Origin of the sequence: Dechloromonas sp. ZY10, assembly GCF_041378895.1 — a bacterium.
In the GTDB taxonomy this organism is placed as follows: Bacteria; Pseudomonadota; Gammaproteobacteria; order Burkholderiales; family Rhodocyclaceae; genus Azonexus; species Azonexus aquae.
In genome coordinates this window covers 1,473,514-1,492,190 of record NZ_CP144212.1, presented here as the reverse complement: position 1 = coordinate 1,492,190, position 18,677 = coordinate 1,473,514, and the positions used below count along the sequence as shown (strand labels likewise).

Here is an 18,677-nt window from a genome sequence, read left to right as displayed (position 1 = left end):
AGCACTGAAAACAACAAAATTGTGACGCTTCGTAACGGGCTGAAGCCGGGCCCGCGTGCTATATTTCGCGCCGCAATCAACACTCCGGATACTGTAGTGCAGACATTCGATGCCCTTATCATCGGCAGCGGCCTGGCAGGTCAATCTGCCGCGCTACGCCTCGCCGAACACTGCCGCGTGGCGCTAGTCAGCAAACGGCGCCTGGAGGATTCGGCGTCCGGTTGGGCACAGGGTGGCATTGCCGCCGTGCTCGATAGCCGCGACTCGATCGAGGCGCATATCGAAGACACCCTGATCGCCGGTGCCTGGCTGAACGACCGCAGCGCAACCCGTTTCGTGGTTGAAAACGGTCGCCGCGCCATCGAATGGCTGATCGACCAGGGCGTTCCTTTCACCCAGGATGAATCCGGCTACCACCTGACTCGCGAAGGCGGCCATAGCGCCCGCCGGGTGATCCATGTCGCCGACGCCACCGGCCTTGCCGTCCAGGACACGCTGACGCGCAAGGTTCGCCAGCACCCGAACATCACCATCCTCGAAGATCACATCGCCATCGACCTGATCACCAGTGAAAAACTGGGGCTACCGGAACAACGCTGCCTGGGCGCTTATGTGCTCGATACGCGCAATGGTGAAGTACTGACGCTGGGTGCCGGCAACACGCTGATTGCCACCGGCGGCGCGGGCAAGGTGTATCTGTACACTACCAATCCCGACACCTCAACCGGCGATGGGATCGCGATGGCCTGGCGTGCCGGCTGCCGGGTCGCCAATATGGAATTCATCCAGTTCCATCCGACCTGCCTCTATCACCCGCAAGCCAAGTCCTTCCTGATTTCCGAGGCAGTTCGCGGCGAAGGCGGTCTATTGCGGCTGCCCGATGGCACGCGCTTCATGCTCGATCACGACGAGCGGGCCGAACTGGCGCCGCGCGATATCGTCGCCCGTGCCATCGACTTCGAAATGAAAAAGCGCGGGCTGGACTGCGTCTATCTCGACATCAGCCACAAAGGCGACGACTTCATTCGCGCGCATTTCCCGAACATCCACGCCCGTTGCCTTGAACTGGGTATCGACATCACCCGCGACCCGATTCCGGTGGTCCCGGCCGCCCACTACACCTGCGGCGGCATTGTCAGCGACCTGCGCGGACGGACCGACGTTCCCGGTCTCTACGTCGCCGGCGAAGCCTCTTGCACCGGCCTGCATGGCGCCAACCGCCTGGCCTCGAATTCACTGCTTGAATGCCTGGTATTCTCCGAGGCTGCGGTCAGCGACATGCTCGCCGCTCCGCCAGCCCCCCTCCCCACCCTGCCCTCCTGGGACGACAGCCGGGTCACTGATGCCGACGAGGAAGTGGTGATCTCGCATAACTGGGACGAACTGCGCCGCTTCATGTGGGACTACGTCGGCATCGTGCGCACCAACAAGCGCCTGAAACGGGCCAAGCACCGGATCGGTCTGCTCAAGCGCGAAATCGACGAGTTCTACGCCAACTTCAGGGTCAGCCACGACCTGATCGAATTGCGTAACCTGGTGGTTACCGCCGAACTGATTGTGCGGTGCGCGATGCAACGACGCGAAAGCCGTGGCCTGCATTGTTCGCGTGACTACCCGGAACTGGCTGCAAAACCGCGCAACACCGTCCTCAAACGACGCCGCCCCGGCTGAGCGGCCGCCGCCAGCGCAGGAAAACCCGCAAGCGGCGAAAATCCTCCGGATTCAAGCTATCGACTGTGACCACCACGGTCAACGGTCGCTTTTTGCCGTTTTCCAGACGAAATACCGTCAGCCAAGGATGCACACAGGCACCATCGAGCACCTTGCGCCCGCATTCTTCATCTGCCAGGCGGATTAAACCGTCAGCCTGTAAAATCAGGCTCTGCGGCTGCTTTGACCAGGCGCACCAGGCTGTGATTAGCAGCAACAGCCAGAGGCAGGCATAGAGCAGCCGCCAGAACCACGGATGCGGCGCCAGCAGGACCAGCATCAGAACCGGCAAGCTCAACAGCAGCAAGGAATAACACAATAAAAAAGAACGGTGCAGTCCGATGTGTACCGGAAACTGCACCGTTCAGACTCCGCTAGACCGGAGCGTCGATCAGACGCGCTTGAAGACCAGCGAACCGTTGGTCCCACCGAAACCGAAGTTGTTCTTCAGCGCTACGTCAATCTTCATCGGACGAGCGACATTGGCACAATAGTCCAGATCGCACTCAGGATCCTGATTAAAGATATTGATCGTCGGCGGCGAAATCTGATGATGGATCGCCAGCACGGTGAACAGGGACTCAACGCCGCCAGCACCGCCAAGGAGGTGACCGGTCATCGACTTGGTCGAGTTCACGACGATATCGCGGGCAGCATCGCCAAAGGCGGCCTTGATCGCATCGGATTCATTCTTATCGCCGAGCGGGGTCGAGGTACCATGGGCATTGACGTACTGCACGTCGGCCGGGGTCACGCCGGCATTCTTCAGGGCATTGACCATCGAACGGCGCGGACCGTCCATGTTCGGCGCGGTGATGTGGTAAGCGTCGGCGCTCATGCCATAACCGGCGAGTTCGGCGTAAATCTTGGCGCCACGAGCCTTGGCGTGCTCGTACTCTTCCAGTACCAGAACCCCGGCCCCTTCGCCCAGCACGAAACCGTCGCGATCCTTGTCCCAAGGACGGCTGGCAGTCGCCGGATCGTCGTTGCGGGTGGACAGCGCGCGGGCGGCACAGAAACCGCCCATACCCAGCGGCGACACGGTCGACTCGGCACCGCCGGCGATCATCACGTCGGCATCACCGTACTCGATGATGCGCGCAGCTTCGCCGATCGAATGGGTGCCGGTCGTACAGGCGGTAACCACGGCGATGTTCGGCCCCTTGAAGCCAAACTCGATCGACAGGTTGCCGGAGATCATGTTGATGATCGAACCGGGCACGAAGAAAGGCGACACCTTGCGCACGCCGGCAGCATCGTATTCCGCCTTGGTGTTCTCGATCAGCGGCAGACCGCCGATACCGGAGCCGATCGACACGCCAACCCGCTCGGGATCGGCAGCACCAGCCTGGTCGAGGCCTGCATCCCGCACCGCCTGAATACCGGCAGCCAGACCGAAGTGGATGAAGGCATCCATCCGACGCGCATCCTTGGCGGCAATGTACTGGGTAATGTCGAAATTCTTGACCTCGCCGGCAAACTGGACCGGGAAGGTGGACGTATCGAACTTGGTGATCGGGGCAATACCGGAACGACCGGCGATGATGTTCTGCCAGCCCTCTTCAACGCTATTTCCAACCGGGGAAATCAGGCCCAGGCCGGTAACGACAATTCTGCGACGTGCCAAGGTGCACTCCGAATACTAAATGTGGCAAGGCCGGCCTGATGGGGCCGGCCTTGCCTGGTTCAACCGAAATGGATTACTTCTTGTTGGCGAGAATGTAATCGACGGCCTGCTGCACCGTGGTGATCTTCTCGGCCTGTTCGTCGGGGATTTCGCACTCGAATTCTTCTTCGAGGGCCATGACCAGCTCGACGGTGTCCAGGGAGTCAGCGCCCAGATCGTCCACGAAGGAGGACTCGTTCTTGATGTCCGCTTCGTTCACGCCCAGTTGTTCGGCGACGATTTTCTTGACGCGCTCTACGATGTTATCCATTAGAAAAGCTCCTTCCCCTCGGGGGTTCGAAAAAAAACGTTAGAAGTGTACCAAAAGCCGAGGCTTCTGGAAATCAATCCATGAACATACCGCCATTCACATGAATGGTGGTACCTGTCACATAAGCACCGGCAGGCGAGGCCAGGAAGGCCACCGCACCGGCAATATCCTCGGGCGTGCCGGCACGCCCCAGCGGAATCGACGCCAGCATGGCGGCCTTCTGCTCGTCGGTCAAGGCATGCGTCATGTCGGTCGCAACGTAGCCTGGTGCAACGCAATTCACGGTAATGTTGCGACTACCCAGTTCGCGAGCCAGCGAACGGGTCAAACCAGCAACCCCCGCCTTGGCTGCGCAGTAGTTGGCCTGACCGGGGTTTCCGGAATAGCCAACGACCGATGAAATATTGATGATCCGGCCAAAACGCGCTTTCATCATGCCGCGCATGACACCGCGCGAGAGGCGGAAGACGGCCTTGAGATTGGTGTCGATCACCGCATCCCAGTCATCATCGCCCATCCGCATCGCCAGGTTGTCACGGGTGATACCGGCATTGTTCACCAGAATCCCGATGGCACCGAATTCCTTGCCGAGATCGGTAAGCAAGGCATCGCTCTGCGCCACATCGGTCACATTGAGCACCACGCCGCGCCCGGCAATGCCGGCTTCGGCGAGGTAAGCGGAAATCTTGCCGGCGCCGTCTTCGCTGGTCGCCGTACCAATCACGGTCGCTCCCAGCTTGCCCAACTCGAGCGCAATCGCACGCCCGATACCACGCGTGGCACCGGTCACCAGGGCAACTTTTTCGTTCAGCATCTGCTTACTCCAATCCGAGATTTGCTTCGAGGCTGGCCAGATCAGCCAGCGCCACGCCATTGACACCGTCAGCGCAACGCTTGGTCAGGCCGGCCAAAACCTTGCCCGGACCACACTCTGCCACGGTCGACACGCCCATCGCGGCCATTTTCTGTACCGTCTCGACCCAGCGCACCGGGTTGTAGGCCTGGCGCACCAGCGCATCCTTGATCCGTGCGGGGTCACTCTCAAGCGCAACATCGACGTTGTTGATCACCGGAATCTGCGGCACCTGCAGCGTCAGCTCATTCAGGCGCGCAGCGAGCTGCTCGGCGGCCGGACGAATCAACGAAGAATGGAACGGTGCCGACACCGGCAGACCCTTGGCCATCTTGGCTCCGCGCGCCTTGCATGCGGCCATTGCCCGCTCGACTGCAGCCTTGTGGCCGGCAATCACGGTCTGGCCGTTGGCGTTGAAATTAACCGGCTCGACCACTTCACCCAGCGCTGCCTCGGCACAAGCTGCAACGATACCGTCGTTATCCAGCCCGAGAATTGCCGCCATCGCACCGGTACCGAGCGGCACAGCGGCCTGCATCGCAGCTGCGCGCAAGCGTACCAGCGGCACCGCATCCTTGAACTCGATTACACCGGCAGCCACCAGCGCTGCGTACTCGCCCAAGCTATGCCCGGCCACCACCGCCGGCTGCTTGCCGCCCTTCTCCTGCCACAAACGCCAGGCTGCAATCCCGGCAGTCAGCATAACCGGCTGGGTATTGACCGTCTGTGCCAGCAACTCGGCGGGGCCATCGGCAACCATCGCCCAGAGATCATCGCCCAGTGCGGCAGAAGCTTCGTCAAAAGTGGCACGCACCACAGCGGCATCGCCATAGGCGGCCATCATGCCAACGCTCTGCGAGCCCTGGCCCGGAAAAACGAACGCAAAAGACATACAGACTCCTAGCTAATGGAGAGTAGAGAGTGGAAAGCCGTCGCTTTGACGACCTTCGGCTCTCGCCTCTCGAACGATCAGAATTCGAGCAGCGCAGCGCCCCAGGCAAAGCCACCGCCAATCCCTTCGAGCAGCACCTTCTGGCCGCGCTGTATGCGGCCGTCGCGCACCGCCTCGTCGAGAGCCAGCGGCACCGATGCAGCGGAGGTGTTGCCATGCCGGTCGACGCTGACGATGACCCGCTCGCGCTCGATAGCGAGTTTTTTCCCGGTCGCTTCGATAATGCGGATATTGGCTTGATGCGGAATCAGCCAATCGACCTCACTGGTTGCGACGCCGGCAATACTGCAGACTTCCTCGGCGATCTCGGCCAGCACCCGGACGGCGAACTTGAATACTGCCTGCCCATCCATGCGCAGGAAGGGATCGCCGATCACCTGGCCACCACTGACCTGCCCAGGGACGTTGAGAATTCCGAACTGACTGCCGTCGGCATGCATCGCTGTTGCCAGAATACCCGGCTTTTCCGACGCTTCGAGAACCACTGCACCAGCCCCGTCACCAAACAGGACACAGGTACCGCGATCGCTCCAGTCGAGAATACGCGAGAATACCTCGGCACCGATCACCAGCGCCCGCCGGTGGCTCCCCGAGCGAATGAACTTTTCGGCAATACCCAGTGCATAGGCAAAACCGCTGCACACCGCCTGTACGTCAAACGCGGCAGCCCCCTTGTTACCGAGCTTGCCCTGGATCAGGCAAGCAGTGCTCGGGAAGATGAAATCGGGCGTCGAGGTAGCAACAATGATCAGATCAATGTCAGCCGCTTGCAGCCCAGCCATTTCGAGTGCCCGTTGCGCAGCCACCAGGCCCAGCTCACTGGAGGTTACTCCGGCTTCAGCAAGATGCCGGGTACGAATCCCGGTGCGGGTAACGATCCATTCGTCGTTCGTATCGATGCCTCGGGCGGCCAGGTCATTATTGCTGACCGGATTGCCCGGCAAATAGCTGCCAGTACCGACGATACGTGCAAACATCATCAAGCCTCCACCGCAGCCTGCGGCTGCATCTGCGCCATTTGCGCAGTAATCCGTTCAAGAACCCGATTTTCGGCAGCGTCGAATGCACGCCGAATCGCATTGCCAAACGCCAGCTCATCCGCTGAGCCATGGCTTTTCACTGAAATACCCTTGAGCCCGAGCAGGATCGCACCGTTGTAGCGACGATGATCGAAACGCTGCTTGAAGCGATTGAGGACGGAAATTGCAAACAAAGCAGCCAGTTTGGTCAGCCAGTTCCGCTTGAACTCATCCTTGAGCGAACCGGCAAGCAATTGCGCCAGACCCTCGGAAGTTTTCAGCGCGACATTGCCGACAAAGCCATCGCAAACAATCACATCGGCGTGCCCTTTGTAGATGCCATCGCCTTCGACATTGCCGACAAAGTTCAGGCCGGAGCCGCGCAGCAACTCAGCAGCAGCCTTGACCACCTCATTGCCTTTGATTTCCTCTTCACCGATATTGAGCACGCCGACCGTAGGGCGCTCCTTGTGCTCCATCGCGGCGACCAGCATCGCGCCCATGATTCCAAACTGGAGCAGGTGCTCCGGCGCGCAATCGACATTAGCGCCCAGATCGAGCATGTGCGTATGCCCGGTAGCGGTCGGCAAAGGGGCGCAGATCGCCGGCCGTTCGATGCCGGGCAGCATTTTCAGGACAAAACGCGAAATCGCCATCAGCGCGCCGGTATTGCCGGCAGAAACGCAGGCATCGGCATCGCCACTTTTAACCTGATTGATCGCCACGCGCATCGAAGAGTCTTTCTTGTTGCGCAACGCCAGGGATGGCGATTCGTCCATCCCGACCACTTCTGTAGCAGGCACGATGCGCAGACGCGGGTTAGCGGCCTGTTCGCCCAACAAGGGGCGCAGGACTTCTTCGCGACCAACGAGTAACAACTGGGCCGAGGGCTGCTCGGCAAGAAAACGGATGGCCGCAGGAACCGTCACCGACGGTCCGTGGTCACCCCCCATGCAATCAACGGCAATGCGGGTCATGACAGGATCCGAAAAGACAAAAGAAAAGGCAGGCGCCCCGAATGGAGACGCCTGCCTTTCATTGAACGATTACTCGCCCTTGCCCTTCAGGACCTTCTTGCCACGGTAGAAACCGCTCGGAGAGATGTGGTGACGCAGGTGCGTTTCGCCAGTGGTTGCTTCAACGGCGATGGAAGGGGCGGTGAGGAAGTCGTGAGCGCGGTGCATGCCACGCTTGGACGGGGATTTTTTGTTCTGTTGAACGGCCATGATGTCACTCCAAAAAAATCAGTTCGGCTTACCCTTGAAACTCGCCAGTGCCGCAAACGGATTGGGCCGTTCGCCGGACTCGGAGGCTCCGGGCAAGCCACATTTTTCGTGCCGCGGGGCCACCGGCAGACTGAGCAGGATTTCATCCTCAACCAGCTCAAGCACATCCAGTTCACGCACCACCGGCAGAAAGTCCCGGGTGTCGTCTTCCAGCTCGTCTTGCGACAGATCGGCACCTTCAGGAACTAGTTCCAGCCGGTTATCGACCTCAAGATCAAAAGAAATGGCCTGCAGGCAACGCTGGCAAGCCAAGGGAACAGCCCCCGAAACCTGCACTTCCAGCATCGGCTCGCCACGCGAACCTTTGAACCCGCGGAGACGGAAATGTACTTCACCCGCCACCTCAACCACCAGATCATGCAGCCGTTCAAGCGATGCCAGCGGCAGTGCCCCCTCAAGAACACGCCCCTCGCGGGCAAAAACGAAAGCGTCTGTAATCTTTTTCAATCTCAAGCTGCTTCGACTTAAACTTCGGATGATATTATTTTTGTTTGCCCAAGTCAAAACAAAGTGCCATTGCAACAGCCCGTTAGCCGATTTTGTTGCACCGAAGCCTTTAAATAACACCATGTCCCGACCACTGATCCTTGCCTCAACCTCTCCTTACCGCCGCGAACTGCTGGAGCGCCTTGGCCTGCCATTTACCGTCGCCAATCCGCAAACCGATGAAACGCCGCTCCCCGACGAAAGCCCGGAAGCACTCTCGCTCCGCCTGGCCGAAGCAAAAGCCAGAGCCGTCGCCAAACTCCATCCGGACGCGCTGATCATTGGCAGCGACCAGGTCGCTACGGTCGACGGCAAAATCTACGGAAAACCCGGCAACCGGGAACGCGGCATTGCCCAACTTCAGGAACTCTCAGGAAAAACCGTCAACTTCTTCACCGGCCTGTGCCTGCTGGATAGCTGCAGTAATCAGGCCCAGGTACGCGGCGTACCGACGCTGGTCACCTTCCGCACGCTCAGCCCCCAGGAAATCGAAAATTACCTCGACCGCGAGCCCGCCTTCAACTGCGCCGGATCGGCCAAATCCGAAGGACTAGGCATCGCACTGCTGCAAAGCATGCGCGGCGACGACCCGAACGCCTTGGTCGGGCTGCCGCTGATCGCCCTCTGCGACATGCTGCGCAACGCCGGCATCAAGGTACTGTAAAAACATGAACTCCAACCCCACCTCCGGCAAGCTCTACCTGATCCCCGTCCCCCTAGGCCCTAGCCCGATCAGTGCCAACCTGACACCTTCAGCACTGGAAATCATCCGGCCGCTGACCCACTTTGTGGTCGAACAAGCCAAAACCGCGCGCGCCTTTCTGAAAGCTGTCAGCACCAATCTGCCACTGCAACAACTCCAGTTAGCCGAACTGAACGAACACACCCGGGCCGACGCGCTAGAAGCCCTGCTCGCGCCACTGCTCGCCGGCCACGACCTCGGCCTGCTTTCGGAAGCAGGCTGCCCGGCGGTCGCCGACCCCGGAGCCAATCTGGTCGCACTGGCGCAGCGACACGGCGTTCAGGTCATCCCGCTGATCGGACCATCGTCCCTGCTGCTGGCACTAATGGCCTCCGGACTCAATGGGCAGTGCTTTGCTTTTCATGGCTACCTGCCCACCAAGGATGCCGAACGCAGCAAAGCATTGCGCGAACTGGAAAACGAATCACGCAAACGGCGGATGACCCAGTTGTTTATCGAGACCCCCTACCGCAATCGCGCACTGTTCGATGCTCTACTCAACACCTGCCAGCCAGGCACCCGCCTTTGCCTGGCAACCGACCTGACGCTGGACAGCGAACGGATCGTGACTCGCAGCATCAGCGCATGGCGGCAACAACTCAAAAAAGAAGCGCCGCCCGATATCGAGCGGCGCCCTACCGTATTTTTGCTTCTCGCCTGAACCGAACCCGACCGGCGGCCAAGCCGCCCGGCCGGCATCCCGCAGGCCACTACTGCCAGCGCAACCCGGCCGTGCTCTCGGCCACCCCCTGCCACAAACTGCCCACCGCCCCTGCCCCCAGACGCTTGGCAAAACGCTCGGCAATATTGTCCTTGATCGAGTAGTCCAGCACCTTCTCCGCTTTCAGCACGTCGCGGGCGACGCTATCGACACTACCGTAGTCGTCCGCCAACCCCAATTCGACGCTCTGAGCCCCAGTCCACATCAGACCGGAAAACATTTCCGGCGTTTCCTTGAGCCGCTTGCCACGCCCCTGCTTGACCACCTCGATGAACTGGCGATGGATGTCATTGAGCAACACCTGCGCATGCGCGCGCTGCTGGGGCGCCTGCGGCGAAAAGGGATCGAGAAAGCCCTTGTTGTCGCCAGCAGTCAACAAACGCCGCTCTACCCCGAGCTTGTCCATGGTCCCGGTAAAACCAAAACCATCCATCAAGACGCCGATCGAACCGACGATACTGGCCTTGTTGACATAAATTCGGTCCGCCGCCGCCGCCACGTAATAACCGCCGGAAGCACACATATCCTCAACCACGGCATACAAAGGCTTGTCCGGATGCGCCTGACGCAAACGAATAATCTCGTCGTTAATCAATCCGGACTGCACCGGACTCCCGCCCGGACTGTTGATACGCAGGATGACCCCAGCCGCATTTTTTTCCTTGAACGCGCTGTTCAACGCCGAAATCACATGCTCGGCGCTGGCCAACCCCTTCGAATCGATCACGCCGGTGACGTTGATCATCGCGGTATGGCGTTCCTGCTGCTCGGCCCCCACCCCCCAATCGACCACGGCAACCAGCACGATCAGCAGATAGACAAAACCCAGCGCCTTGAAAAAGATCCCCCAGCGACGCCGCGCCCGCTGCTCCTCAAGGGTGGCAAAGACCAGTTTTTCCAGGGTTTTCTGCTCCCAGGACGACTTTTCCGACTCAGTCGGCAAACGAGTTTCGGATTGTTGAGGATCGTTCATTTTTCGTTATTTATTTCCATCTTTGAAAACACAGGAAGGCCACCGCGAGCAACACCCACCAAAAGCCGGTCAAGATCCAGCCAGACCGCCCCCGCCTCCTCGAACACCACCAGAGGCTGCAGCCCTCTCCCCTGGCAGCGACCACCAAGGCAGCGCCCGTCGCGCGGCGAATAAAGGGCGCCGTGAATCGAGCAGATCAAGTATAACTTTGCAGAATCGAAGAACTCACCCGGCTGCCAGTCAAGCTCCGCCGGCACATGCCCACACTCGTTGAAATAAGCATAAACACCACCATCGTAGCGGATGGCGAAAGCCGACCGCTCCCGCCCGCCAAATTCAACTCCAAACCGGACACCTCGACCACCATCCAGCAATTCATCGCTGCGGCAGATCAGGCGTTTTGCGCCAGCCATGCATCAAGCTCCTGAACCGAGTGCAGACACGCACGCGGCGAACTATCCAGCAAATGCGCATGCGGATGCGCCCCGTAAGTCACAGCCAGGCCATCAACCCCGGCATTCCTGGCCATCTGCATATCATGCGAGGTATCGCCGATCATCACGGTCGACGCTGCATCGACGCCAAATTCCAGGATCAGTTCCTCAAGCATTTGCGGATGCGGCTTGGAGTGACACTCATCAGCGCAACGCGACCCCATGAATACAGGCCGCAAACCGGAATGATCGAGCGCCCGCTCCAATCCGATGCGACTCTTGCCAGTGGCAATCGCCAGCATGTGCCCAGCCGAGCGCAAGCGCTCAAGCATCGCCGGCACGCCGGCAAACAAGGTCAACTGATGATCGCTCGACAAATAGTGATGGCGATAGCGATCGACCATCGCCTGCATCTGCTCGGGCCGCAGTTCCGGAACTGCATGCCGCATCGCGTCTGCGAGACCAAGACCAATCACATGCCGGGCGCGAGCATCGTCGGGAATCGGCAAGCCAAGGTCATGACAAGCCGCCTGAATCGAGCGAACAATGGTCGCAGCGGAATCAAGCAAGGTGCCATCCCAGTCAAACACCACCAGCGAATACTTCACACCAATCTCTCCTGCAAATCGGCAACGGCAAATTCCCGGCTTTCCCGGGCGTCGACCGTGGCAATGTAATCAGCAATCCCCGCCGGCAATGAAGCACGACAACTCAAGGGGACCGCCGTCAAAGGATGCCGGAAAGCGATATTCCACGCATGCAGCGCCATGCGTTTCAAGCCATCACGCTTCAAATCGCGGTTCAGCGCGAAATCGCCGTACTTCTCATCACCGAGAATCGGAAAGCCGAGATGCGCCAGATGCACGCGAATCTGGTGCGTCCGCCCGGTCTTCAACTGCGCTTCAAGCAGACTCATCCCCGACCAGCGGGCCAGCAAGCGAAATACCGTATGCGAGGGCTTACCCTGCGCATCAACGCTGACCCGACGCTCGCCGCCTTCGGTCAAATACTTGTGCAACGGGAGCCGGACATGCTGCGTCTGATTCATCCAGCGCCCCTTGACCAGCACCAGGTAACGCTTGTCCGCCCCGGCACCATGCTCGCGAAACATGTCGTGCAAGGCAGTCAGCGCCAGACGCTTCTTCCCCACCAGCAACACCCCCGAGGTTTCCCGATCAAGGCGATGAGCCAATTCAAGAAACTTGGCCAGTGGGCGCTGCCGGCGCAAGGCTTCGATCACGCCGAAACTGACGCCACTACCACCGTGAACGGCAATCCCTTCCGGCTTATCGATCACCAGCATCGCCTCATCTTCGTAGATGATCGGCAGTTCGACCCGCTGCTTGGCGACTTCGTCGATTGCACTTTCAACCCGTTCGGCAACGCGAATCGGCGGGATTCTGACGCTATCACCCAACTGCAGGCGATAGGTCGCATCAACCCGACCGCTATTCACCCGCACTTCGCCGCTACGCAAAATCCGGTAAAGGTGACTTTTGGGCACCCCCTTGCACCGCCGAATGAGAAAATTATCGAGCCGTTGCCCGACTTCGTCTTCGCCGATTTCGACCCGCACAACCGCCTGGTTGAGTGATTTCTTCCCTGTATCCTTCATTTTCCAATATACTGCATTCGTTTTGCGTCTCGGTTTGCAAGGGATGCCGAACCGTCAGACCGTTCGCCCTAGCGCCACGAGCGCGACCGCCACACGGCAGGCTCCAGGCAGGCTCCGCATCCCACCTACGCCAATTGCGCAGGCCAGACCAACGTAAAACGACTGGTTAAGTTCACTCACCAAAAGTAGTGATGTTAATGGATTAGCTCGCCACAAGCACGCACGGATTACCCGTTGCAGGATTTTTCAGGCTGTTTATTTCAAGAAAAAAGACACGGCCACTTACTGATCAGCACTTTCACCATCGCCTTTTGACGCCATACCCAGAAGAACATGACGCAACCCGATTGCTGAAACTGTCGCTGCCTGCATGGGCGTTTCCCTGCGGCGCTCCGGCTAGTTGGAGCCCGACAATATGAAACGCATGCTCTTCAATGCGACACAGGCGGAAGAACTCCGTGTCGCCATTGTCGACGGTCAGAAACTGATTGACCTCGACATTGAATCCGCCGCGAAGGAACAACGGAAAAGCAACATCTACAAAGGGGTCATCACCCGTATCGAGCCTTCGCTCGAAGCCTGCTTTGTCGATTACGGTGCTGACCGCCACGGCTTTCTGCCGTTCAAGGAAGTTTCCCGTGCCTTTTTCCAGTCTGGTGTCGAACCAGGCAAGGCCAAGATCAACGAGGCCCTGAAGGAAGGCCAGGAGTTGATCGTGCAGGTCGAAAAGGACGAGCGCGGCAACAAGGGCGCCGCCCTGACCACCTACGTCTCGCTGGCCGGCCGCTATCTGGTGCTGATGCCGAACAATCCGCGCGGCGGCGGCGTCTCGCGCCGCGTTGACGGCGACGAACGCGCTGAACTGCGCGAAACTATGGATCAGCTGCAAGTGCCGCAAGGCATGAGCCTGATCGCCCGCACTGCCGCCATCGGCCGCCAGGCCGAGGAACTGCAGTGGGACTTGAACTACTTGTTGCAGCTGTGGAGTGCCATCGAAGGCGCCGCCCAGCAGCAGTCCGGCCCCTTCCTGATCTACCTCGAAGGCTCGCTGGTCATCCGCGCCATCCGCGATTATTTCCAGCCGGATATCGGCGAAATCCTGATCGATACCGACGAGATCTACGAGCAAGCCAAGGCCTTCATGGGCACGGTGATGCCGGGTAACGTCAGCCGCGTCAAGCGCTACCGCGACGACGTGCCGCTGTTCTCGCGCTTCCAGATCGAACACCAGATCGAAACCGCCTTCGCCCGCCAGGTGAACCTGCCCTCCGGCGGCGCCATCGTGATCGACCACACCGAAGCCCTGGTCGCTGTCGACGTGAACTCTGGTCGTGCCACCAAGGGCGCTGACATCGAGGAAACCGCGCTGCGCACCAACCTCGAAGCTGCCGACGAACTCGCCCGCCAGCTGCGCCTGCGCGACCTGGGCGGCCTGATCGTGATCGACTTCATCGACATGGAAAGCGCCAAGAACCAGCGCGAAGTTGAAAACCGCCTGCGCGACGCGCTGCGCTTCGACCGCGCCCGCGTCCAGATGGGCAAGATCAGCCGCTTCGGCCTGATGGAACTGTCGCGCCAGCGCCTGCGTCCGGCGCTTGCCGAAACCAGCTACATCCCTTGCCCGCGCTGCACCGGCACCGGCCACATCCGCTCGACCGAATCAGCTGCGCTGCACATCCTGCGCATCCTCGAAGAGGAAGCGATGAAGGAAAACACCGGCGCCGTACACGTTCAGGTTCCGGTCGATGTCGCCACCTTCCTGCTCAACGAGAAGCGCCCGGACATCCAGGCCATTGAATTGCGCCACAAGGTCACCATTCTGCTGATCCCCAACGTGCACCTGGAAACCCCGGCGCACACCATCGCCCGCCTCCGCCACGACGACCTCAACCACGACGATGCCCGCGAGCCGTCCTACAAGATGGTCGATATGCCGGTTGAAGAAGCGGTTGCCCGCAACGCCCAGAACGAAACCGCAAAACCGCGCCAGGAAGCCGTGGTCAAGGGAATCTCCCCCGAGCAACCGGCTCCGGTCGTCGCCGAGAAGCCGGTGGCGCCGCCTGCTGCCGAAGTCAAGCCGAGCGCCGGCCTGATTGCCCGCATCATGTCCTGGTTTGGCAGCACCAAGGAAGAGGCTGCTCCGGCTACGCCGACCCAGACCGAGGCCCCCAAGAAGAGCCGCGAAGGTCGCCGCGAACGCAATGAAGGTCGCGACAACCGCCGCAACAATCGCAACAACCGTCGTGACGAAGAGCGAGGTGAACGCCCGGAGCGTAGCGAACGCGCGGAAAAACCGGCCCGCGACGAGTCGACCGTAAATAGCGCAGAACGTCAGGAACGCCGCCAGCGCAATAACGAGCAACGTCGCGAAAAGCGCGAACGACAGCAAGCGCAGGAAGTAGCCGCCAGCACCGAAAGCACGGTCGCCAGCAACGCCGTGCCAAACGCTGTCCCTGCCCTCGAACAGAGCGCAGCAAATGGCGAGGAGTCCGGCAACCGCCGGCGCGGTCGCCGTGGCGGCCGTAATCGCGGAGAACGTCGCCAGGAAAGCGAGCAAGGTGAAAACCTGAACTTGCAAGCCGTGGCATCCGATACCGCTGCCCACCCCGAGCTCAACCAGGAACCGGTGGTCGTCGTCATCCCGGCAGCCATCGAACCTGCCACCAGCGCCGCCCCGGTAGCCCCGGAAGCAGTTGCTGCAACCCCGGCACCGGATGCAGCACCGGCAGCACCAGAAGCTACTACCGAAGCCCCGGCAATTGCACCGGCAAGCGCGCCGTTGCCGCACGCCGAACCGCAAGCACCGGCAGCCGAGGCCGCTGCGACGGAAGCTCCTCCGGCGGCACCGGTAATTCTTGGCGAAGCGCCGCAGACACAACCGGAAACTGCTCCGGCTGGCACGCCCGAAATCCCGACCGCACCGGTACCAGCCGCTGCTGCACCGCAGGCACCGGAACCGGCAGAGGCAAGCGCACCGGCACCAGCCGAAGCAAGCGCACCGGCACCAGCCGAAGCAAGCAGCCCGGCAGAGTTGCCGGCAGCTGCTCCGCTAACCGCCAATGTCGAACAGGCCTTAGCCGAAAGTGGTCTGGTCATGGTGCAAACCACTTCCAGCGCCGCCCCGGTTACCAGCGAAGTACCTGTCAAGCTTGGCCGCCCGCGCAAGGCACGCAGCGTCAATGTTGAAAGCGAACCCCTGGTCATGGTTGAAACCGGCAACAAGTAATCAACCCACCTCCGCCAACTTCACCGTTGGCGGAAATGCAGAAGGGGTGCCCGCGGGCACCCCTTCTGCATTTCCGCCATCTACCCCGAGGGGTAAACAACGGCCCGACTAACGGCCGACAACTTGCCGAAAGTGGTCGATCAGACCGCTTGATGCATCCTCGACCATGTCGAGAACCAGATCAAAACCATGGCCCAGACCATAGTAAGGATCCGGCACTTCATTGTCATCGAAATTCTTTGCATAATCCATGAACAAGCCAATCCGCTCGCGCTGCTCGGGCGAAGCCATGCGACGCAAATTGTCGAGATTGCTTTTGTCCATTGCAAGAATCAGATCGAAATAATCCAAATCCTGCGGCGCTACCTTGCGCGCCCGCAATTGCGAAAGATTGTAGCCGCGCGCCTTGGCCGCCCTTTGTGTCCGCGAATCGGGAGCCTCGCCGACGTGATAGCCATGCGTTCCTGCCGAATCCACCTCGACCTTGTCGCCCAACCCATGGTTGACGATGTATTGGCGCAAGACACCTTCGGCGGTAGGTGAACGACAGATATTGCCCATGCAAACCAGCAACACCCGGTAAGTCATCATTCAATTTCCCCTGTCGTGGTCGTGCTGCGCCGCGCCGAATGCTCTTTCGCGTAGGCGGAAAAGCTCGTCCCGTGCAGCTGCCGCTTTTTCGAATTCAAGATTTCTCGCGAAATCCTGCATTTCTTTTTCGAGACGCTTGATCTCCTTGGCCAGCGCCTTCTCGTCCATGACATCGTACGCAGCCTGCCGCTCGGCCACCTTCAGGCCGGTGCCGCTGCTGCTGTCGGTGTCATGCACACCATCGATAATATCCTTGATTCGCTTCGATACGCCACGGGGTGTGATCCCGTTTTCAGCATTGAAACGTAACTGCTTCTCGCGCCGCCGCTCGGTTTCGGCCATCGCCCGGCGCATCGACTCGGTTATCTTATCAGCATAGAGAATCGCCGTCCCGTGCAAGTGGCGCGCAGCCCGGCCAATAGTCTGGATCAGCGAACGCTCGGACCGCAGGAAGCCCTCCTTGTCTGCATCGAGGATGGTCACCAGCGACACCTCGGGAATATCCAGACCTTCGCGCAGCAGGTTGATGCCGACCAGCACATCGAATTCGCCGAGGCGCAGGTCGCGGATGATCTCGACCCGTTCGACGGTGTCGATATCGGAATGCAGGTAGCGCACCTTGATCCCGTTGTCGGCGAGAAAATCGGTCAAGTCTTCGGCCATCCGCTTGGTCAGCGTTGTCACCAGAACCCGCTCGCCGACGGCAATCCGCTTCGCAGCCTCGGCCAGCAAATCGTCGACCTGCGTCGTCGCTGGCCGGACGATGATTTCCGGATCAACCAGCCCGGTCGGTCGCACCACCTGCTCGACCACCTGACCAGCATGCTTCTGCTCGTAGTCCGATGGCGTGGCAGTGACAAAGACGGTCTGCCGCAGATGCGCCTCGAATTCGTCGAACTGCAGCGGCCGATTGTCCAGCGCCGAAGGCAGACGGAAACCATAGTTGACCAGATTTTCCTTGCGCGAGCGGTCGCCCTTGTACATCCCACCGACCTGGCCAATGGTGACGTGCGACTCGTCAATGAACATCAAGGCATCGGCTGGCAGGTAGTCGATCAGCGTCGGCGGTGCCTCACCCGGTCGCCGCCCGGACAAATGCCGCGAATAGTTTTCGATCCCCTTGCAAAAGCCGATCTGATCGAGCATCTCCAGATCGAACTTGGTCCGCTGCTCGATCCGCTGCGCCTCGACCAGTTGCTGGTTGCGGGTGAAATAATCGACACGGGTGCGCAACTCTTCCTTGATCGCCTCGATCGCCCGCAACACCGTCGCCCGTGGCGTCACATAGTGCGATGCCGGAAAGACCGTGAACCGCAGGGCCTTGTGCAGCATCTGTCCGGTCAGCGGATCGAAGAACTGCAGGGCCTCGATTTCATCGTCGAACAAGGAAACCCGGATCGCATGTTCAGCATGTTCGGCCGGAAAGATGTCGATCACGTCGCCGCGCACACGGAAGGTGCCACGGTGGAAATCCAGTTCATTGCGATCATACTGCATCGCGCTCAAGCGCTTGATGATGTCGCGCTGATCCATGCGGTCGCCGACACGCATGGTCAGGATCATGTTGTGGTATTCCTCGCGGTCGCCGATACCGTAGATGCACGACACCGAAGCCACAATCACCACATCGCGGCGTTCGATCAGGCTCTTGGTCGCAGAAAGGCGCATCTGCTCGATATGGTCATTGATCGCACTGTCCTTTTCGATGAACAGGTCGCGCGACGGGACGTAGGCTTCCGGCTGGTAGTAGTCGTAGTAGGAGACGAAGTACTCGACCGCGTTCTCCGGGAAAAACTCCTTGAACTCCGAATACAGCTGCGCCGCCAAGGTCTTGTTGTGCGCCAGAATCAAGGCCGGCCGACCGCTGCGGGCAATCACATTGGCCATCGTGTAGGTTTTTCCCGAGCCAGTGACGCCAAGCAAGGTCTGGAACGAAAGACCATCGTCCAGTCCTTCGACCAGTTGCCGGATCGCTTCCGGCTGGTCGCCAGCCGGCGGAAAAGGCTGGTGCAAACGAAAAGGACTGTCGGGAAAAGTGACAACCTGAGCTTCAGGCAGGGATGCAGGCGTTTCAGTCATGCTAGAATTTTGCGGTTTTGTCAGCGCGAAGCGTGCTTTGCGCGTTATTGTCA

At 60.0% G+C, this 18,677-nt stretch carries 19 protein-coding genes; 4 read left to right on the top strand and 15 right to left on the bottom strand.

Annotated elements, in window-relative coordinates; genetic code table 11:
• The first annotated feature begins 96 nt into the window (after nt 1-96).
• Nucleotides 97-1,671: an L-aspartate oxidase gene (gene nadB / locus VX159_RS06795; protein ID WP_371325214.1), complete on the top strand. Its 1,575-nt coding sequence runs from the start codon at nt 97-99 to the stop codon at nt 1,669-1,671.
• Here nadB and VX159_RS06790 read toward each other — a convergent pair.
• The 9 genes from VX159_RS06790 to VX159_RS06750 form a co-directional block, all read right to left on the bottom strand.
• On the bottom strand, nt 1,649-2,071 hold the full coding sequence (locus VX159_RS06790; RefSeq protein ID WP_371325213.1) for a protein YgfX: 423 nt from the start codon (nt 2,069-2,071) through the stop codon (nt 1,649-1,651). The genes nadB and VX159_RS06790 overlap by 23 nt on opposite strands.
• Nucleotides 2,072-2,101: 30 nt before the next feature.
• On the bottom strand, nt 2,102-3,337 hold the full coding sequence (gene fabF / locus VX159_RS06785; protein WP_371325212.1) for a beta-ketoacyl-ACP synthase II: 1,236 nt from the start codon (nt 3,335-3,337) through the stop codon (nt 2,102-2,104).
• Between the two features lie 73 nt (nt 3,338-3,410).
• Nucleotides 3,411-3,647 (bottom strand): acyl carrier protein, encoded by a 237-nt coding sequence (gene acpP / locus VX159_RS06780; RefSeq protein ID WP_290895319.1) that lies wholly within the window; start codon nt 3,645-3,647, stop codon nt 3,411-3,413.
• A 73-nt stretch (nt 3,648-3,720) separates the two neighbouring features.
• Entirely contained in the window at nt 3,721-4,461 is a 741-nt protein-coding gene (fabG, locus tag VX159_RS06775) for a 3-oxoacyl-ACP reductase FabG (protein ID WP_371325211.1), read from the bottom strand.
• Between the two features lie 4 nt (nt 4,462-4,465).
• A complete protein-coding gene (gene fabD, locus VX159_RS06770; RefSeq protein ID WP_371325210.1) occupies nt 4,466-5,392 on the bottom strand; it encodes an ACP S-malonyltransferase in 927 nt (308 codons plus the stop codon).
• Between the two features lie 77 nt (nt 5,393-5,469).
• Nucleotides 5,470-6,432 carry a beta-ketoacyl-ACP synthase III gene (locus VX159_RS06765; RefSeq protein WP_371325209.1) on the bottom strand — a complete coding sequence of 321 codons (963 nt, stop codon included), beginning with the start codon at nt 6,430-6,432 and terminating at the stop codon, nt 5,470-5,472.
• On the bottom strand, nt 6,432-7,448 hold the full coding sequence (gene plsX / locus VX159_RS06760; protein ID WP_371325208.1) for a phosphate acyltransferase PlsX: 1,017 nt from the start codon (nt 7,446-7,448) through the stop codon (nt 6,432-6,434). The genes VX159_RS06765 and plsX overlap by 1 nt, the downstream gene beginning before the upstream one ends.
• A gap of 69 nt (nt 7,449-7,517) precedes the next feature.
• Nucleotides 7,518-7,697, bottom strand: a complete 180-nt coding sequence (rpmF, locus tag VX159_RS06755) for a 50S ribosomal protein L32 (protein WP_371325207.1) — start codon at nt 7,695-7,697, stop codon at nt 7,518-7,520.
• A gap of 18 nt (nt 7,698-7,715) precedes the next feature.
• On the bottom strand, nt 7,716-8,327 hold the full coding sequence (locus VX159_RS06750) for a DUF177 domain-containing protein (protein ID WP_371325206.1): 612 nt from the start codon (nt 8,325-8,327) through the stop codon (nt 7,716-7,718).
• Here VX159_RS06750 and VX159_RS06745 point away from each other — a divergent pair.
• Both VX159_RS06745 and VX159_RS06740 read left to right on the top strand, forming a co-directional pair.
• Nucleotides 8,326-8,907, top strand: coding sequence for a nucleoside triphosphate pyrophosphatase (locus tag VX159_RS06745; protein ID WP_371325205.1), 582 nt, complete (start codon nt 8,326-8,328; stop codon nt 8,905-8,907). The genes VX159_RS06750 and VX159_RS06745 overlap by 2 nt on opposite strands.
• Before the next feature lie 4 nt (nt 8,908-8,911).
• Nucleotides 8,912-9,646: an SAM-dependent methyltransferase gene (locus VX159_RS06740; protein ID WP_371325204.1), complete on the top strand. Its 735-nt coding sequence runs from the start codon at nt 8,912-8,914 to the stop codon at nt 9,644-9,646.
• Nucleotides 9,647-9,695: 49 nt separating this feature from the next.
• On the opposite strand, the gene VX159_RS06735 is transcribed toward VX159_RS06740, so the two are convergent.
• The 4 genes from VX159_RS06735 to VX159_RS06720 are packed head-to-tail and all read right to left on the bottom strand — an operon-like array spanning nt 9,696 to nt 12,728.
• Nucleotides 9,696-10,679 (bottom strand): S49 family peptidase, encoded by a 984-nt coding sequence (locus VX159_RS06735; protein ID WP_371325203.1) that lies wholly within the window; start codon nt 10,677-10,679, stop codon nt 9,696-9,698.
• Entirely contained in the window at nt 10,676-11,092 is a 417-nt protein-coding gene (locus VX159_RS06730) for a Rieske (2Fe-2S) protein (protein ID WP_371325202.1), read from the bottom strand. The genes VX159_RS06735 and VX159_RS06730 overlap by 4 nt, the downstream gene beginning before the upstream one ends.
• A complete protein-coding gene (locus VX159_RS06725; RefSeq protein ID WP_371325501.1) occupies nt 11,071-11,727 on the bottom strand; it encodes an HAD family hydrolase in 657 nt (218 codons plus the stop codon). The genes VX159_RS06730 and VX159_RS06725 overlap by 22 nt, the downstream gene beginning before the upstream one ends.
• Nucleotides 11,718-12,728 carry an RluA family pseudouridine synthase gene (locus VX159_RS06720; RefSeq protein ID WP_371325201.1) on the bottom strand — a complete coding sequence of 337 codons (1,011 nt, stop codon included), beginning with the start codon at nt 12,726-12,728 and terminating at the stop codon, nt 11,718-11,720. Before VX159_RS06720 ends, VX159_RS06725 begins: the two co-directional genes overlap by 10 nt.
• 415 nt (nt 12,729-13,143) lie before the next feature.
• Here VX159_RS06720 and VX159_RS06715 point away from each other — a divergent pair, with 415 nt between their 5' ends.
• Entirely contained in the window at nt 13,144-15,954 is a 2,811-nt protein-coding gene (locus VX159_RS06715) for a ribonuclease E/G (RefSeq protein ID WP_371325200.1), read from the top strand.
• 108 nt (nt 15,955-16,062) lie between these two features.
• Here the strand turns inward: VX159_RS06715 and VX159_RS06710 are convergent, their stop codons facing one another.
• Together VX159_RS06710 and uvrB are read right to left on the bottom strand one after the other, a co-directional pair.
• Nucleotides 16,063-16,542, bottom strand: coding sequence for a low molecular weight protein-tyrosine-phosphatase (locus VX159_RS06710; RefSeq protein ID WP_371325500.1), 480 nt, complete (start codon nt 16,540-16,542; stop codon nt 16,063-16,065).
• Between the two features lie 3 nt (nt 16,543-16,545).
• Nucleotides 16,546-18,624, bottom strand: coding sequence for an excinuclease ABC subunit UvrB (gene uvrB / locus VX159_RS06705; protein WP_371325199.1), 2,079 nt, complete (start codon nt 18,622-18,624; stop codon nt 16,546-16,548).
• Nucleotides 18,625-18,677: the final 53 nt, after the last annotated feature.

Excerpts from the sequence above, each read along its gene's own strand:
- VX159_RS06750 (WP_371325206.1), bottom strand. The coding sequence starts at position 8,327 with ATGGTGTTATTTAAAGGCTTCGGTGCAACAAAATCGGCTAACGGGCTG.
- VX159_RS06735 (WP_371325203.1), bottom strand. The coding sequence starts at position 10,679 with ATGAACGATCCTCAACAATCCGAAACTCGTTTGCCGACTGAGTCGGAA.
- VX159_RS06740 (WP_371325204.1), top strand. The coding sequence starts at position 8,912 with ATGAACTCCAACCCCACCTCCGGCAAGCTCTACCTGATCCCCGTCCCC.
- VX159_RS06720 (WP_371325201.1), bottom strand. The coding sequence starts at position 12,728 with ATGAAGGATACAGGGAAGAAATCACTCAACCAGGCGGTTGTGCGGGTC.
- VX159_RS06715 (WP_371325200.1), top strand. The coding sequence starts at position 13,144 with ATGAAACGCATGCTCTTCAATGCGACACAGGCGGAAGAACTCCGTGTC.
- acpP (WP_290895319.1), bottom strand. The coding sequence starts at position 3,647 with ATGGATAACATCGTAGAGCGCGTCAAGAAAATCGTCGCCGAACAACTG.
- uvrB (WP_371325199.1), bottom strand. The coding sequence starts at position 18,624 with ATGACTGAAACGCCTGCATCCCTGCCTGAAGCTCAGGTTGTCACTTTT.
- fabG (WP_371325211.1), bottom strand. The coding sequence starts at position 4,461 with ATGCTGAACGAAAAAGTTGCCCTGGTGACCGGTGCCACGCGTGGTATC.
- VX159_RS06730 (WP_371325202.1), bottom strand. The coding sequence starts at position 11,092 with ATGGCTGGCGCAAAACGCCTGATCTGCCGCAGCGATGAATTGCTGGAT.
- rpmF (WP_371325207.1), bottom strand. The coding sequence starts at position 7,697 with ATGGCCGTTCAACAGAACAAAAAATCCCCGTCCAAGCGTGGCATGCAC.
- VX159_RS06710 (WP_371325500.1), bottom strand. The coding sequence starts at position 16,542 with ATGACTTACCGGGTGTTGCTGGTTTGCATGGGCAATATCTGTCGTTCA.
- fabD (WP_371325210.1), bottom strand. The coding sequence starts at position 5,392 with ATGTCTTTTGCGTTCGTTTTTCCGGGCCAGGGCTCGCAGAGCGTTGGC.
- VX159_RS06745 (WP_371325205.1), top strand. The coding sequence starts at position 8,326 with ATGTCCCGACCACTGATCCTTGCCTCAACCTCTCCTTACCGCCGCGAA.
- VX159_RS06765 (WP_371325209.1), bottom strand. The coding sequence starts at position 6,432 with ATGATGTTTGCACGTATCGTCGGTACTGGCAGCTATTTGCCGGGCAAT.
- plsX (WP_371325208.1), bottom strand. The coding sequence starts at position 7,448 with ATGACCCGCATTGCCGTTGATTGCATGGGGGGTGACCACGGACCGTCG.